Source organism: Clostridium sp. C8-1-8, assembly GCF_009928445.1.
Classification (GTDB): Bacteria; Bacillota; Clostridia; order Clostridiales; family Clostridiaceae; genus Clostridium_AR.
The window spans coordinates 30,163-45,307 of sequence record NZ_JAABNO010000025.1 but is presented as its reverse complement, the minus strand read 5'-3'; the positions used below and the strand labels follow the sequence as shown (position 1 = coordinate 45,307).

The window sequence follows — 15,145 nt, the reverse complement described above, 5'->3', positions numbered from 1 at the left end:
GCCAACTTCAACTATTAAGGTATGCATGCCTGATAATCACAAGAAACTTGGAGCAGCTAAGCCCAAGAAGCAGGGCGAATCATCTAATCCCCTAGAAGCCTGACCAGAAATCATTTAAGCTTCATAACTCGGAATTATCTAATATTCATAAGCCTAGACAGCAATCATCTAATCCCCAGAACCTGCTATTTTCAAACATGAATAACTTAAGTTTTCTTAATGAAACCCTACAATACGTACTTTAAAATAAGTGTATTTTTGTTTGGAATTTAAGTACAACTTAATGGTAGCATATTGCAAAAAAAAGTAATTGTAAGATATTGCTCACTTTCTTATTAGGTTTTTCTTATAATCCTGAATGGATATGCCCATTTGCCTTTTGAAGATTTTACATAAATGGCTTGAATCTGATAAATTCAAATCAATAGCTAGATCGGTTTCAGATCTACCATTAAAGATTTGCCTTCGTATAATCCCCATTTTTGCTTGAATATAATATTGATAAGGGGTTACCCCCATTTCTTTTTTGAACATACGGATTAAGTGATATTTTGATAAGTAAAAGGACTGAGCTAAGGTGTCTAAACTAAAATTGTTAACTGCATTTTGCTTTATATACTCACAAATTAACAATACAGTGTCATTTGGAAAAGTCTTTTTAGCTGAGGAATCACTAGCTATAGCGCTATTAATTAATGTAAGAATGGAGTTTAAAAATTGTTCTTCATTACTATTCTCTTTAAAACTATCACATAAGGTGAGTATTTCATCATTAGACTTTAGCTTGAGAAAAAATTTCTCAAAAAGAATACTTTCTACTTGCTTTTTTAATTCATTTTTAAAGCATATTGTTATGTAATCATATTGGGAGTCTGTAGTTATGGAAATTCCAGTGTTTGGCGGAACAATAAAAACCATAGCTTCTTCTAGTAAGCACTTGTTATTATTTATTGTAAATACTGCGGAACCCTTGGTAATAGCACCAACACAAAAACATTCATGACTATGAAGCGGAAAACGATGGGTTGTCTTGCCATATAATATTTCTACTGAACCTTTTTCATAAAATTTAATAACATTTCTCATAATCATACTTCTCCTAATAGGGACAGGGGCACGGAGCTTCGGTCCCAAGTTTACGGTAACATTATAGTTTCCTTATAGAGATATGTCAATGTGGTTTCGGAAGGATAATCTATGTGAAAAATACCATGAATAAAGTAGGAACTTACTGATAAGAGCTTAGCAAGCTAGGACTATTATGAAGCCCCAGACAATACAGAAATGTTGAGAAGGGGCTTAGAATTGGGAACAGTGCTATAAGTAAATGAGGTTTATAGTCTTAGGCATTGGCATGACTTGCCTTAGTGCAATTTTTATAGATGAAAATACCACTGTTATAAGGGATAGTGAGTTTACAAAATATGTTATAATTAAAGAGTAAAATAATTTTTAAGTGATAAATAAATAGTAGTTTGTTAAAAGGATGAGAGGTTGCATTTATGATAAAAGCAGTAATTTTTGATATGTATGAAACACTAATAACTCTTTTCAAAAGTCCTCTATATTTTGGCACACAAATGTCTATAGATGCGGGAATATCAGAAGATAAATTTCAAGAACTGTGGAGGCCTACAGAAATTGACCGAACAATAGGAAAGATGACACTGGAGGAAGCCCTGGAAATGATTCTTACAAAGAACAAGTGCTATTCTAAAGAATTACAGGAAGCAATTGTTCAAAAACGTATAGCAGCAAAGGAAGAGTGTTTTAATCATTTGCATCCAGAAATAACATCGTTGCTTTGTAGTTTAAAAGAAAAAGGAATTAAGATAGGATTAATAAGTAATTGTTTTTCAGAGGAAGCATATGTAATTGAAAAAAGTGCACTGTTTCCATATTTTGATGCAGTTTGCCTATCATATGAACAAGGAATACAAAAACCAGATGTTGAAATCTATAAAAGATGCATGAATAAATTGATGGTAAAAGCTGATGAATGTGTATATGTGGGAGACGGAGGTAGCTTTGAATTAGAAGCTGCTAAAGAACTAGGAATGATTGCAGTACAAGCAGTTTGGTATTTAGAAGATGGAACTATTCAACCATCAGGCAGAAAAGAAAACTTTAAACAAATCGAAAAACCGCTAGATGTGCTAAATTATATATAGATACTGACTGGGACAGTTATACAAGTTCCAATTTAAGGTTGAGTGATATTAATAGTAATTAATAAATAGAGAGATGATTTTATCAGAGTATATTGAAACAAAATGCTTAATTCTATATAATGTTGTTAATAATGAAAACAAAAGATAACGGCAAGAATAGGGTAAGGGTAATATTATGAATAAAACTTTAAAAGAATTAAATCTGGAAGATGATTTTCTTTTTGCAAAGGTAATGAGCGACAAGAATATCTGCAAAGAATTATTGGAAAAGATCTTAGAAATAGAGATAGAAAAAGTTGAAATGGTTGAAGAGCAGAAAACCATAGATCTATTACTTGAAAGTAAAGGCATTAGACTTGATGTTTATGTAAAAGATGAAAAAAACACAATTTATAATGTTGAAATGCAGCGTGGGAAACATAAAAATTTACCAAAAAGACTAAGATACTATCAAGGTAGCATAGATTTAGATTTAATAAGTAAAGGTGAAGATTATAGAAAGCTTGCAAAAAGTTTTATAATATTTATCTGTACATTTGATTTGTTTAACAAAGGGCGACATAAATATACTTTTCAAAATATATGTTTAGAAGATAATAGTATAATGTTAAACGATGAGGCACAGAAAATAGTATTAAATACAAAAGGATTTATGAAGGATTTAAATGAAGAGTTATTGGAGTTTCTAGGGTATGTAGAAAGTTCAACAGATTCTATAGCAAAGAGTGCTAAAGGAAATCTTGTTAAAAGCATACATAAAAGGGTGCAAGAAGTTAAAAATGATATTTCAGTGGAGGTGGAGTTTATGACTTTATTGGAAAGAGATAGAGAAAAAATAGAAGAAGGGAGAGAAGAAGGAAGGCAAGAGGGAAGAGAAGAAGGAAAAATAGAAGTTGCGAAAAACTTACTGGATATCTTAGATGATGAAACAATTTCTAAAAAAACAGGATTATCAGTAGAACAAATAAAGAAACTTAGAAATAATGATACTAAAAACTAATGATTTAAGGCTAGCTATAGAGGCTAGTCTTTTTTATGGTCTGTTAAAATATATGTCTCTAATTAACTGATTGTCAATTGTAAGAAATACTATTTAATTGTATATAGAAAGACCGTATCATAAGTAATAGTGTATTTACAGAATATGTTATAATTAGATAAGGACAAATAGGATTTTATAGAGGTACAAATATGAGATTATTAATGCTTTATGGCGTAAATTGTACTAATAAAATATGGGATTATTTTAAATCCTATCTAGAAGACTTTGAAGTAGACTATGTAGAATATCCACATGATATTACATTAAGAGCAAATGAAGTAGAGGATATTAGCAAATGGGTTTATGAAAATTATCATCATCAATCATACCAAGCTGTAATTGGTCATAGTCTTGGAGGAATAATTGCGCTGCAATTAGCTTCAAAATATAAAATGAAGTTTGATAAGATAATTTATCTAGATACGAATTTAAAGCCAGCTAAGGAGTTTTACAGAAACCTTATGACTCCAGAGCATACGAAGGAATTTGGAGAAGATATTCTTCCAATGTTCCAGAAGGAAAGAAAGTTTTATACAGCAAAATTGTTTGAAGCTATTCAAGATGAATTTGACTATACAAAATATCTTAAGGGACTTACACAAAAAGTATATGCTATCTATGGAGATAGAAATCAACCAGAATACGGTGATAAAATTAATGACTTAAATTTATCCAATGAGATATTAGCAAAATTAGAATTGAGATTTATAAAAAACTCATGTCATATGATTATGATAGAGAATCCAAGGCAACTATATGAGACAATTAAAGGGATTCTAGAGTAAGGGACAGGGGGACGGAGCTTCTGTCCCACCTGTTATAGAGGAGCTGTTTGTAATTGAAGGTTGATCGTTTACTTGGGATAATAACAATTCTATTAAATAATGAAAAAATAAAAGCTAAATATCTGGCTGAAAAATTTGAAGTATCAATACGTACTATTTATAGAGATATTGAAGATATTTGCAAAGCAGGAGTACCAATTATAACTTTTCAAGGCGGAGATGGTGGGATAGGAATTGTTAAGGAATACAAACTAGATAAAAGTGTATTAACAAAAAATGAGCTTGAGAGTATTTTAATCGGATTAAAAAGCATACAAAGTATGTTTATAGATAAGAACATTGATTTACTTTTAGAAAAGCTTAACCCAAAAAAAGAAGATGTTATATCGATTAACAACATTATTATTGACTTGGCCTCATTTCATCAAGCTAGCTTAAAGGAAAAAATTGAATTAACAAGAAAAGCGATAGATGAAAGAAGAGAATTGTTTTTTCGGTATTATTCAAAAGAGGGAATCTCTGAAAAGAATATAGAACCGTATCTTGTGATATTTAGATTATCTGCATGGAATGTTTTGGGATTCTGTAAGGAGGATAATGATTTTATATTATATAAGCTTACACGAATGGCGGATATTAGATTATCAGACACTATCTTCAATGTTCGAGAGATTCCAGAGGAGAAGCTTGAAAAAAAGGATTTTTTTAATGATACATATACTGTAACTATGCTAATTGATCGTTCTCTTGAATATAAGTTGATAGATTATATTGAAGTTAGTTCCTATGAAATAACAGATGATAATCGAATAAAGGTAGATATGCCTTATATAAAATATGAATTTATAATTCAACTTATACTAAGTATGGGGGATAAGGTAGAAGTTCTATCGCCAAAACATGTTATAGAAGATTTAAAAATTCGTGTAGAAAATATTTTAAATAAATATAAATGAACATGACAAACTATTGTCATGTTCATTTTGTTATTATGAGGTAGATGATTCAAATAGAGAAAATAAGTTACCTATGCATAGAACAATTATCCTATTTGCTAAAAAATATAGAAATAATAATGAAAGAAATTACATTCAAGTAGTTAGATAAATTATAGACTACATTGTTTATATGTAGTCTAGATACAAAACAAAGAAAATCAATCGGTGTACAAGCGACTACACCAGATATAAAGAGGAGAATAATAATGAATCAAGTATTAGAAACAATATACAACCTACATGCTGTACATGGCAATTTTACACCAGAGCCTATTGAAGAGGAGAAACTTAAAACTATCTTAGATGCTTGTGTTAACGCTCAAAATGCCTCAAATAGACAAAGCTATTCAATTATAGTAATAAGAGGAGAGGAGAATGTGCAAAAAATCATTAGGTGTGGTTATAAAGCACCAATTGCACTACTATTCTGCGTTGATTTTAATAGAATACATGATATAGGAGAGCACTTAGGATATGAAAGCGATAATGATAATTTATTCAGTTACTTATCAGCACATACTGATGCTGTTTTAGCAGCTCAGACTGCTGTTATTGCAGCGACTTCTCTTGAAATAGGGACTCTTTGTACAAATAGTATACACAATTTATATCGTAAAAATCTTGTTGATATGTATGAAGAATTAAATCTACCTGATAAACACTTCTTCCCCGTTACTGCTTTATTACTTGGTTATGAAGATAAAAACAAAGCACAGCACCATAAAAGTGGGAGACTTAAAGGTTCTGGAATTGTACATTATGATACCTATAGAAAACTAACAACTGAAGAAAAAGAAGAGATAATAGAAACAGTAAATAATCCAGAAAATCATTTTGATACAAAGGGAAGAGAAAAAGGTAATTGTAATACATACCTTGACTTCTACTATACTAAGTGGGCGCCAGCTAGAAAGCCTGAAGTTATAAACAAGATGGATGATATGTTATATGACAAATTGGCGTCATTTATCAAAAAATAATTTTTTTGAATAAATGAATTAAGTACAGGAGTTATATAATAATGTCTTAAGATAAATTTACGGATGCTATAAATACTAATGTATATGAAAAAGATTTAGAAAAATCTTCAGCTAAAATGGAAGAAGGAATACTTAAAGCTTGATAATAAAGAGTTCTGTTACGAAAACTTAAGCTATGCATGTTGGATAATCCCGGCTTCAGGGTATTATCTGACATCTATAACTTAATAGTTGAGTAAGGAGCTCTTTTTATTTCAAATAATCATTTCCTTTCTAATTTGTAAAAATTAAATATATATTATCACTCTATAGTTAAAATTCTTCTTTTTTGTGAGAGTTAAAAACTTAAAAATAATCATTAATGATGTTTCCTACCAGAACTTCTTCACACAGCTTCAGAAAAGGCAGATGGACAAAAAAACTACCTTCAGCAACTTTTTTATAAGTAAAAATAAAGTAGCATAAGAAAAAGCTAATTTTACGTAGCTTTAACAACTTTTTTTAAAGTATTTTGATAAAAACTTATCAATATTTAATTGACAAGTTTTACGTGGAATTATATAATGATACAGGAATTCAAATGAAAATCATTATTAGTAACATATGATAATAAAAGTTCAATTGAAAATTATATGACAATTGGGAGGATAATTATGAAACTAAAAACAATAAGTTCTTTAATTCTAGCTTGTGCACTGTTAGTAACAGGATGCTCAAGTACGGCGGAAAAAACTCAGGTTAAATCTGATGAGGTGAAAACTACTTCTGCCACTTATCCAATTACAATTAAACATGCATTCGGAGAAACTGTAATAAAACAAAAACCAGAAAAGGTAGTAGCAATTTCTTGGAGTAATCAAGACACACCTTTAGCATTAGGAGTTGTACCAGCTGGTATATCTAAGGCTAACTATGGTAAAACAGATGCCAACGGTTTATTACCTTGGACAGCAGAAAAATATAAGCAATTAGGAGTGGACAAACCAGTTGTTTTTGACGACGTTGACGGTTTAGATTATGAGGCTATTAGCAATGCTAAGCCAGATGTTATTTTGGCAGCTTACTCAGGAATTAAACAAGAAGAATATGATATGTTAAGTAAAATAGCTCCCGTGGTAGCGTATCCAAAGCTTGCATGGCAAACCTACTGGAGAGATCAGATAAAAACTAATGCAACTGCAATAGGAAAGAAAGCTGAAGGAGAAAAATTAGTTTCAGATTTAGAAAAATTGATAGCAGAAAAAGTTGCCAAGTACCCTAACATTAAAGGTAAAAAGGTTGCCTTCTGTTACTTTAGCCCTACAGATTTAGGTAAGTTCTACATATACACTTCAACAGATCCTCGTGCAGCATATCTAAATGATTTTGGATTAGTAGAGGCTGATAGCGTTAAGAAACTTGCAAAGGATTCAAACAGTTTCGCTCTTACAATTAGCTCTGAAAATATTGATAAATTAACTGATGTAGATCTAATTGTGGCTTATGGAAATGATACATTATTAAAACAACTTCAAGCTGATAAGTTATTAGGAACACTTCCAGCAATTAAAAATGGTGCTGTTGCACTTATTGAAGATGGGTCAGCTCTTGCAGCATCTGCAACTCCAAGTGCGTTATCTATTCCAGCAACGATAGACGAATATTTAGCGATAATTGGAAAGGCAGCAGATAAAGTAAAATGAGATTAACAAAGATAGTAGGTATATATTTAGTAGGCTTTATTCTTCTAGCCATGTGTGTACTTGCATCATTGGCATTAGGGTCAAAAAACATAGGTTTTAGTCAGGCAATAAATGCTTTGCTAAATAGTCAGGATATGTCTTTTTCAGCATTAGTGGTTCGTGAGCGTATCCCAAGAACAATTTTTAGTATTATGGCAGGGGCTTCTCTTGGAATATCAGGAGCCCTTATGCAATCAATAACTAGAAATCCAATAGCAGACCCAAGTATCTTAGGAGTTAATACAGGGGCTTCTTTATTTGTTGTGATTGGGATAGCATTTTTTAATATAAATACGCCAAATCAATATATTTGGATTGCATTAGCTGGAGCAGCTATAACCTCAGTATTTGTTTATGGTGTTGCATCTATAGGAAGTGGAGGCATGACTCCAATAAAACTTGCTTTAGCAGGTGCTGCTACTAGTGCGGTCTTATCATCATTAGTAAGTGCAATTATACTTCCTAGAAGTGCGGCTATGGATACATTTAGATTTTGGCAGGTTGGCAGTGTAAGTGGCGCAACTTGGGATAGCATTCGTTTAATACTACCTTTTATGATAGTTGGATTGATAATAAGTGTAGTAGTAACACCAGCTCTAAATGTTTTAGCTTTAGGAGATGAGGTTGCAACTGGTCTAGGTGTAAATATAGGTATTATAAGAATTATATGTGCTGTTGCAGGAGTGATACTATGTGGTGCAACTACTGCAATTGCTGGACCTATTGGGTTTATAGGGTTAATGATACCTCATAGCATACGTCTTATTTTTGGTTCGAATCTAAAGGGTATAGTTCCTCTGTCAGCTATTGGAGGAGCAGCACTTTTAATAATTTCAGATGTTTTAGGAAGAGTAATTGGAAGCCCAGGTGAAGTGCAGGTAGGTATTATTACTGCCTTCTTAGGAGCACCAATTCTTATTATCATTGCTAGGAAAGCGAAGGTGAAAGCTATATGATGCAAAGTAATCACGCTATGATTAGACAAGGTTATACTAGAAGAAAAACTCGCTTGATTAGTGTTAATATAATTTTGCTTATTTTAACAATAGGCATTTGTACCATGATGCTTTCATATGGAAAAACTACTTATGATTTGAATACAGTTTTTAGGGTTCTCACTGGAGAGAAAGTAAAGGACGCCACCTTCGCGATAGCAACACTACGTTTGCCAAGAATGCTTTGTGGGCTTTTAGCTGGATTAGCTTTTGGTATAGCGGGAAATACCTTTCAAACTATGTTGAGAAACCCTTTGGCTAGTCCTGATGTAATAGGTATAAGTTCAGGTTCTAGTGTTGCGGCAGTTTTTTGTATATTAGTGCTTCGTGTAAGTGGAAGCAGTGTTTCTATAGCAGCTGTTGTTTGTGGAATAATAGTAGCAGCACTTATATACTTGTTATCAAAAGGCTCAGGCTTTTCAGGGGGCAGATTGATACTTATAGGAATTGGAATGCAGGCAATGATAAATGCACTTATATCATATTTGCTAGCTAGAGCTTCACAAAATGATGTTCCAACTGCCCTTAGATGGCTGAGTGGAAGTCTAAACGGAATGAGCATTGAAGATGTCCCAACTTTATTTATCGTTGTAGTTATATTTGGAATTACTATCTTACTTCTATCAAAACAGCTTCAAATATTAGAACTGGGAGATGAGTTTGCAACTACACTCGGTATTAAAATAAATTTAGTACGTATTGTGCTAATCCTAAGTGCAGTATTTTTAATTGCCTTTGCAACTGCCGTTACAGGACCTATAGCTTTTGTTGCCTTTTTATCTGGCCCCATAGCAGCTAGGCTTGTTGGACTAGGATCACCAAATGTTTTATCCTCAGGTTTAGTTGGAGCATTATTAGTACTTGGAGCAGATATGATCGGTCAGTTTGCCTTTGGTACAAGATTTCCTGTAGGTGTAGTAACGGGAATATTAGGAGCTCCATATATGCTATTTCTATTAATACTTATGAATAGGAGGGGTCAAGCGTAATGACTAAAAAACAACCATTATTTGAAGCAAAGGAAATAGTGACTGGATATGACAAAAAGATCATAGTTGATGGAATCGATGTAACTATTCCAAGTAATAAAATAAGTGTTATTATAGGTGCAAATGCATGCGGTAAGTCAACTTTACTGAAAACACTTGCTAGACTTATTAAACCTATGTCAGGTGAAGTTATGATTGATGGCAAAAAGATTACTTCAATGCCCTCTAAACAACTAGCACAAGTTTTAGGTTTACTTCCTCAATCACCAGTAGTTCCAGAGGGGATTACTGTTTGGGATTTAGTTTCAAGAGGCAGATATCCATATCAATCCTTTTTGAAAAGTATGGATAAAACGGATTTTGAAGCTGTAGAAGAAGCACTGGAAATAATGGGAATAACAGAACTTGCTAACCGCAGCGTTGATGAGCTGTCTGGTGGGCAACGTCAGAGAGTTTGGATTGCTATGGCACTTGCTCAACAAACCGATATACTGCTTTTAGATGAGCCAACTACTTATCTTGACATAGCCTATCAAGTAGAGATTCTCGATTTATTAACTGATTTAAACCGCAAAAGAGGCACTACTATTGTAATGGTACTTCATGATATAAACTTATCTGCCAGATATGCGGATTATATATTTGCTCTTCGTAATGGAAAATTAATTGATCAAGGCATACCGTCAGATATTATAACATCTGAATTAATTAGCAATGTGTTTGGATTAGATTGTGTAGTTATACAAGACCCAGTATCACATTCTCCTTTCATAGTGCCAAAAGGAAGGCACCATGCTGTATAAAGAGGTAGGACATTGAAAAATTTCCTTCATTATATATAAGAAATGTTATCGAAACCTTGCTCACCACTGAATTTCATTTCCATAGTATAAGCATTAGTAAAACATAGTGGAAAAATAATATGTATCTTGATTAGAGCTTATCTAATATGAAATATTAAGGATATTTGTTTTGCAGAGTAAGGGTTTTAACGAAAGATCCTTAAGTAGGCTAGTAACTGCCTGCTTTTGTGAATTTGTAACTATAATTAAACCTTACATATTACTCCTTAAGATTTTCAATTATACTTAAATTGAAAATGGTATATAGTGTAAAAGTATGATGAACCATATAATAAATAAAAGAGTCTTTTAGCCTTAGGCATTGATATAACTAGCCTAAGGCTATTTTTATAGATGAAAATACCCTATTATAAGTAATAGAGGATTTACAAAATATGTTACAATAAAATTAGAGACAAATTTGGGTAATAGGGAAATAGGGAAATAGTAATTTGTTATGAAGATTATTTATATTAAGATAGTGTAAAGTATCCTATGAAAAAACTTCATAATAGAGGGGGGACAATAGGTGAGTCTAGAATTTAAGAAAATAAGCGACTTTGATAACTTTTTCTTTGATAAGTTAGAAATTGCAGATAAATATGGTTTTATTACAACTTTGGATGGTGAGCCAATTGGACATATATCTTGGGATCCTAGAAATATGCCGGAATATGTGACAATTGCACATAACTGCATTGCAACCAGAGACAAGGATAATGGTTATGGGAAAATGCAACTTCAGGAGGCTATTGGTAGAATCTTTCAGTATGGTGGTGTAAAAAAATTGTTGTGAGCACAAATGGCAAATTAATTTCAGCATAGCATAATTATGAAAGTGTCGGCTTTAAACTTCGCCAAAGAAGGGAGAATAGAGATGATACAGCTTTTTCGGGTGAGCACATTGATTATGAAATTATTTTATGAATAAGCTTAATTATAAAACAAATAAGTAATGTATAAATAGTAAATTAGGGGTGTGTACATTGAAAATTACAGTAAAAAAAGAAGATGTGGAGAATTATGAATACTATTTGTGGAATAGATTTATAGAATGTTTGATTAATGAAGAATTCGGTGATGATTTATCACGAGTACAACAGATAGCAAAACTTTGTTTTTGGTATGATGCAGAAATGAATAATGGTGGTCATAGTGGCTATTTTGATTGTTATGCAGATGAAAATTTTGATAAGGTTGAAAAGGCACTTATGGATATTGGAGCAGAAGAATATTCAAAAAATTTTAAAATTGCAGTTGAAACAGCAGGAAATGATGGTTATATAAGTACAGATGGTAAGTTTGGAGAATTAACTCCTGGGTTAACTTATATTGTTGAAAAGTATGTTATGGATAATATCAATGAGTTCTTTATTATTGAATGATAAATAATATTTCAGTTTAAGGTTCAATAATAAAAATATAAATTTAAGTGGATAGCAAAAATTGAGATTTTTTAAGAGGTAACTTTTTACTAAGCGATTAAGGATATATAAATATAATAAAACAGGAGAGAACGAAATGTATATTAAAGAATTTAATTTATTAAGACCAAATCAGAGATTAGTGAAATGGGAAATAGTAGAGAATGAACTAGGATATGAAATATGTGATGATGTGAAATCTTTTTTTTCACGAACATCTGGAGGTTACATAAGAGAAACAGTGCATTTTAAGGAAGATTATTTTTTTAAGACAACAGGAAATGATAAGTATGACCATTGGATTTCATTTAATGGATGTGAAGGAGAAGTTGAAGTATCGTTAAATACACCAAAAAGTGAAGAAAATATTGAGAGTTTTATAATTAAAGCGTTTAGGGATTGGACTGGAGGTAATGATTTTGGACATAGAATTTTATTGGGCGATTTTGGATTTAATATTGGCAGTATACTAATATTGCTTAATAACAATAGCGGTCAAGTTGAATGGATGGACTGTGAATATGGGTATTTTGATGTCTATGAGGAAAATCCTAATGGTGTTGTTGCAAATAGTTTACAGGAGTTTTTGGATAAATGTATTGATATCAGGGGAGAGGACTAATTTTTGAATGAATGATAAATTCCGATTTGTTAAAAGGTTTTGTTAGTATATAAAGAAGCTATGAGGAGAAATGCATTATGGATAGAAAAGAATTGATTGAACAGAAAAAGAAACAGTTATACTTTAAAAATTTAATGAAATCCATGAATGCGGTAACTACTATAGAAATTTATGAAGCTGGTGCAGAGAGAGAGTTATACAAAAAAATTATTTCTTCCTACTATGAAGTGTGGAGAAAAAGTAAGATTAAGCCATACAGTAAATTGACATGTGAGGCCAATGATAATCAATGTTATAAGTGGATTATAGATAAAGCAAAATTAACAAGCAAAAAAGATTATATCTTTATTAATGGTGGATATTATGAAGGTTATGCTAAAATTATTCTTAATAATTTATCTGAATCAGTACTTCAATTGTGGGATTATAAAGGGAAAATCAATGCTTTACAAGGTTCTCTCAAATGTGGTTTTAGCAAAGGATTTTGCTTAATTGACCTATTAGACAAAAGAGTAATTGAAGTTGCTTTAACTAGTGATGACGAATATAATTATCATCTTTGGCAATGGTACTATTGAGACGCCTTTCTATAATAAAAATTTCAATTTCTAGAGGTGATTTTATGGAAAAGTTGGTATTAAAGAAAGTAGCAATAGAATATGGTGATGATATATTTTCATATAAGAATGAATTTATTTATAATAATGAATCAATGGACGGAACAGGTTTTTTAAGAAGTTCTAATTCACCACAAGAATATATTGAAAAATCATTACTAAATGAAACAGAAGAAGTAGATGGAAGAAAAGTTGCAGCTACACAGTTTTTAGCAATTAGAGAAAGTGATAATCGTATTGTTGGAATGATACAAATAAGACATTTTCTAAATGATTATCTTTTACAATATGGTGGCCATATAGGGTATTCTGTAAGAAAGTCTGAAAGAAACAAGGGATATGCAAAAGAAGAATTAAGACAAGCATTAATTTATTGTAAGGACATATTACATATTAATAGAGTGTTGTTAACTTGTGATAATGATAATTTTGCTTCTAAAAAAACTATATTATCTCAAGGTGGAAAAAAAGAAAATGAAGTATTACTTAAAGAAGAAAATTGTGTTATTGAAAGATATTGGATAGACTTATAAATTCCAATTTAAGGCTAGCTGTAAAGGTTAGCCTTTATTTTTTGTATAAGTCACAGATAATTTCAATTCATATTATTGAAACCTAAATTTAAAAATAGAAAAAATTATACAGGCGTCAAGAAATAACATTTTGTTATACTGGAGTAAGTAGGAATAGGAGGAAATGATATGTCAGAACAGAAGTGTCAGGAAGAGTATATACGAAGAATTCATAAAGTGCAGGATTACATAGGGCATCATTTAAGACAGGGGATGTCTATTGAGGAACTCTCAAATGTCGCTGGCTTTTCAAAATATCATTTCAGCCGTATTTTTCAGGGGATGCTTCATGAATCGTTAGCTCATTATGTAAGCAGGATTCGCATGAAAAATGCGCTTTTTATGCTGGCACATCGTACAGATAAAAATATGACGGATATTGCCTATGAGCTGGGTTATACGGATTCGGCTATATTTTCCAGGTCATTTAAGAATTATTATGGCATTAGTCCAAGGGAATACCGAAAGGAATATAGCAAGAAATGCAAAGATTCTTTTTTATTGTCCGAGTACAATAAGGACGTAGTAAAGAAAGAATGGGCAGGCGATCCCTTCCCTGTTACCGGCCGGATTACTATTACAAAGCTTGATGAGAAACAGGTGGCTTATGTGAGACATATAGGCACTTATGAGACATTAGCCAAGGAATATGCCAATTTGATGCAGAGGCTATTTACTTATGCGAAGACTCAGAACCTTCTTGTGGATGGTCAGAACTGGCCTCTTGCCATATATCATGACAATCCTGAATTCGGAGAGGAGAGTCAGTTTCGTACTAGTTTATGTCTGACGGTGCCAGAGAACATTAATATAGAGGAAGATGGAATCCTTGGAAGAATGAAATTAGAAGGAGGTCTGTATGCGGTGGGGCATTTTCAGATTCAGCAGGAACAGTACAGTGACGCCTGGAATTACATGTACCAGCAGTGGCTCACAGGTAGTGGGTATGTTCCCAGAAATTCTTATCCATTTGAAGTGTATCTCAACAATCCCAAGGACAATGCCAGCCATATCAATGAGGTGGACATCTACGTTCCCATCGAGCCCATTCGTTTCTAACATGCTGCAAATTAATTCAGAGGTGAGCATATGGAAGAAATCAAGATTCAAGAGGCAAGAATCCATAATCTTAAAAATATCAATCTAACAATTCCTAAGCAGCAACTGGTAGTTATTACTGGTATCAGTGGTTCTGGTAAATCAAGTCTTGCATTTGATATTCTGTTTGAAGAAGGTAAGAACCAATATCTAAGTTCCATTGGCATTTTGACAGGACTTGATAACGAAGACCGGTTTCATAGTATAGAAGGCATCGGTCCAACGGTGGTGAGGTCATTGCCAAAGGAACACCAGAGATGCTTAGAGACAATGTGAATTCCAACACAGG

17 protein-coding genes are annotated in these 15,145 nt (G+C 32.2%); 16 read left to right on the top strand and 1 reads right to left on the bottom strand.

Annotated features, from left to right (window positions below; translation table 11 throughout):
- Positions 1-324 precede the first annotated feature (324 nt).
- Positions 325-1,086, bottom strand: a complete 762-nt coding sequence (locus GXK57_RS20220) for an AraC family transcriptional regulator (RefSeq protein ID WP_160679814.1) — start codon at positions 1,084-1,086, stop codon at positions 325-327.
- Between the two features lie 416 nt (positions 1,087-1,502).
- Here GXK57_RS20220 and GXK57_RS20215 point away from each other — a divergent pair, with 416 nt between their 5' ends.
- The 16 genes from GXK57_RS20215 (at position 1,503) to GXK57_RS20140 (ending at position 15,132) form a co-directional block, all read left to right on the top strand.
- Positions 1,503-2,171, top strand: a complete 669-nt coding sequence (locus tag GXK57_RS20215) for an HAD family hydrolase (protein ID WP_160679812.1) — start codon at positions 1,503-1,505, stop codon at positions 2,169-2,171.
- A 175-nt stretch (positions 2,172-2,346) separates the two neighbouring features.
- On the top strand, positions 2,347-3,171 hold the full coding sequence (locus tag GXK57_RS20210; protein WP_160679810.1) for an Rpn family recombination-promoting nuclease/putative transposase: 825 nt from the start codon (positions 2,347-2,349) through the stop codon (positions 3,169-3,171).
- Positions 3,172-3,362: 191 nt separating this feature from the next.
- Complete coding sequence (locus GXK57_RS20205) at positions 3,363-3,998, top strand: alpha/beta hydrolase (protein ID WP_160679808.1); 636 nt, start codon at positions 3,363-3,365, stop codon at positions 3,996-3,998.
- 53 nt (positions 3,999-4,051) lie between these two features.
- The gene (locus GXK57_RS20200) at positions 4,052-4,954 is read left to right on the top strand and encodes a YafY family protein (protein WP_160679806.1); all 903 of its coding nucleotides are present in this window, start codon (positions 4,052-4,054) and stop codon (positions 4,952-4,954) included.
- 248 nt (positions 4,955-5,202) lie between these two features.
- Complete coding sequence (locus GXK57_RS20195; RefSeq protein WP_160679804.1) at positions 5,203-5,976, top strand: nitroreductase family protein; 774 nt, start codon at positions 5,203-5,205, stop codon at positions 5,974-5,976.
- A gap of 653 nt (positions 5,977-6,629) precedes the next feature.
- Positions 6,630-7,658: an iron-siderophore ABC transporter substrate-binding protein gene (locus GXK57_RS20190; RefSeq protein ID WP_160679802.1), complete on the top strand. Its 1,029-nt coding sequence runs from the start codon at positions 6,630-6,632 to the stop codon at positions 7,656-7,658.
- Complete coding sequence (locus GXK57_RS20185) at positions 7,655-8,653, top strand: iron chelate uptake ABC transporter family permease subunit (protein ID WP_160679800.1); 999 nt, start codon at positions 7,655-7,657, stop codon at positions 8,651-8,653. Before GXK57_RS20190 ends, GXK57_RS20185 begins: the two co-directional genes overlap by 4 nt.
- Positions 8,650-9,681 (top strand): iron chelate uptake ABC transporter family permease subunit, encoded by a 1,032-nt coding sequence (locus GXK57_RS20180; protein WP_160679798.1) that lies wholly within the window; start codon positions 8,650-8,652, stop codon positions 9,679-9,681. Before GXK57_RS20185 ends, GXK57_RS20180 begins: the two co-directional genes overlap by 4 nt.
- Positions 9,681-10,484, top strand: a complete 804-nt coding sequence (locus GXK57_RS20175; protein WP_160679796.1) for an ABC transporter ATP-binding protein — start codon at positions 9,681-9,683, stop codon at positions 10,482-10,484. Before GXK57_RS20180 ends, GXK57_RS20175 begins: the two co-directional genes overlap by 1 nt.
- Before the next feature lie 568 nt (positions 10,485-11,052).
- Positions 11,053-11,319: a hypothetical protein gene (locus GXK57_RS20170; RefSeq protein WP_160679794.1), complete on the top strand. Its 267-nt coding sequence runs from the start codon at positions 11,053-11,055 to the stop codon at positions 11,317-11,319.
- Between the two features lie 190 nt (positions 11,320-11,509).
- Positions 11,510-11,908, top strand: a complete 399-nt coding sequence (locus GXK57_RS20165; protein ID WP_160679792.1) for a DUF4375 domain-containing protein — start codon at positions 11,510-11,512, stop codon at positions 11,906-11,908.
- 136 nt (positions 11,909-12,044) lie between these two features.
- On the top strand, positions 12,045-12,569 hold the full coding sequence (locus GXK57_RS20160; protein WP_160679791.1) for a hypothetical protein: 525 nt from the start codon (positions 12,045-12,047) through the stop codon (positions 12,567-12,569).
- A 77-nt stretch (positions 12,570-12,646) separates the two neighbouring features.
- Positions 12,647-13,147: a hypothetical protein gene (locus GXK57_RS20155; RefSeq protein ID WP_160679789.1), complete on the top strand. Its 501-nt coding sequence runs from the start codon at positions 12,647-12,649 to the stop codon at positions 13,145-13,147.
- Between the two features lie 44 nt (positions 13,148-13,191).
- Entirely contained in the window at positions 13,192-13,719 is a 528-nt protein-coding gene (locus GXK57_RS20150; RefSeq protein ID WP_160679787.1) for a GNAT family N-acetyltransferase, read from the top strand.
- A gap of 168 nt (positions 13,720-13,887) precedes the next feature.
- On the top strand, positions 13,888-14,817 hold the full coding sequence (locus GXK57_RS20145; protein ID WP_160679785.1) for a GyrI-like domain-containing protein: 930 nt from the start codon (positions 13,888-13,890) through the stop codon (positions 14,815-14,817).
- Between the two features lie 30 nt (positions 14,818-14,847).
- Positions 14,848-15,132 carry an ATP-binding cassette domain-containing protein gene (locus GXK57_RS20140; protein WP_160679783.1) on the top strand — a complete coding sequence of 95 codons (285 nt, stop codon included), beginning with the start codon at positions 14,848-14,850 and terminating at the stop codon, positions 15,130-15,132.
- Positions 15,133-15,145 lie beyond the last annotated feature (13 nt).

Coding starts and splice junctions, on each gene's coding strand:
- GXK57_RS20220 (WP_160679814.1), bottom strand. CDS start 1,086: ATGAGAAATGTTATTAAATTTTATGAAAAAGGTTCAGTAGAAATATTA.
- GXK57_RS20215 (WP_160679812.1), top strand. CDS start 1,503: ATGATAAAAGCAGTAATTTTTGATATGTATGAAACACTAATAACTCTT.
- GXK57_RS20210 (WP_160679810.1), top strand. CDS start 2,347: ATGAATAAAACTTTAAAAGAATTAAATCTGGAAGATGATTTTCTTTTT.
- GXK57_RS20205 (WP_160679808.1), top strand. CDS start 3,363: ATGAGATTATTAATGCTTTATGGCGTAAATTGTACTAATAAAATATGG.
- GXK57_RS20195 (WP_160679804.1), top strand. CDS start 5,203: ATGAATCAAGTATTAGAAACAATATACAACCTACATGCTGTACATGGC.
- GXK57_RS20190 (WP_160679802.1), top strand. CDS start 6,630: ATGAAACTAAAAACAATAAGTTCTTTAATTCTAGCTTGTGCACTGTTA.
- GXK57_RS20185 (WP_160679800.1), top strand. CDS start 7,655: ATGAGATTAACAAAGATAGTAGGTATATATTTAGTAGGCTTTATTCTT.
- GXK57_RS20180 (WP_160679798.1), top strand. CDS start 8,650: ATGATGCAAAGTAATCACGCTATGATTAGACAAGGTTATACTAGAAGA.
- GXK57_RS20175 (WP_160679796.1), top strand. CDS start 9,681: ATGACTAAAAAACAACCATTATTTGAAGCAAAGGAAATAGTGACTGGA.
- GXK57_RS20160 (WP_160679791.1), top strand. CDS start 12,045: ATGTATATTAAAGAATTTAATTTATTAAGACCAAATCAGAGATTAGTG.
- GXK57_RS20155 (WP_160679789.1), top strand. CDS start 12,647: ATGGATAGAAAAGAATTGATTGAACAGAAAAAGAAACAGTTATACTTT.
- GXK57_RS20150 (WP_160679787.1), top strand. CDS start 13,192: ATGGAAAAGTTGGTATTAAAGAAAGTAGCAATAGAATATGGTGATGAT.
- GXK57_RS20145 (WP_160679785.1), top strand. CDS start 13,888: ATGTCAGAACAGAAGTGTCAGGAAGAGTATATACGAAGAATTCATAAA.
- GXK57_RS20140 (WP_160679783.1), top strand. CDS start 14,848: ATGGAAGAAATCAAGATTCAAGAGGCAAGAATCCATAATCTTAAAAAT.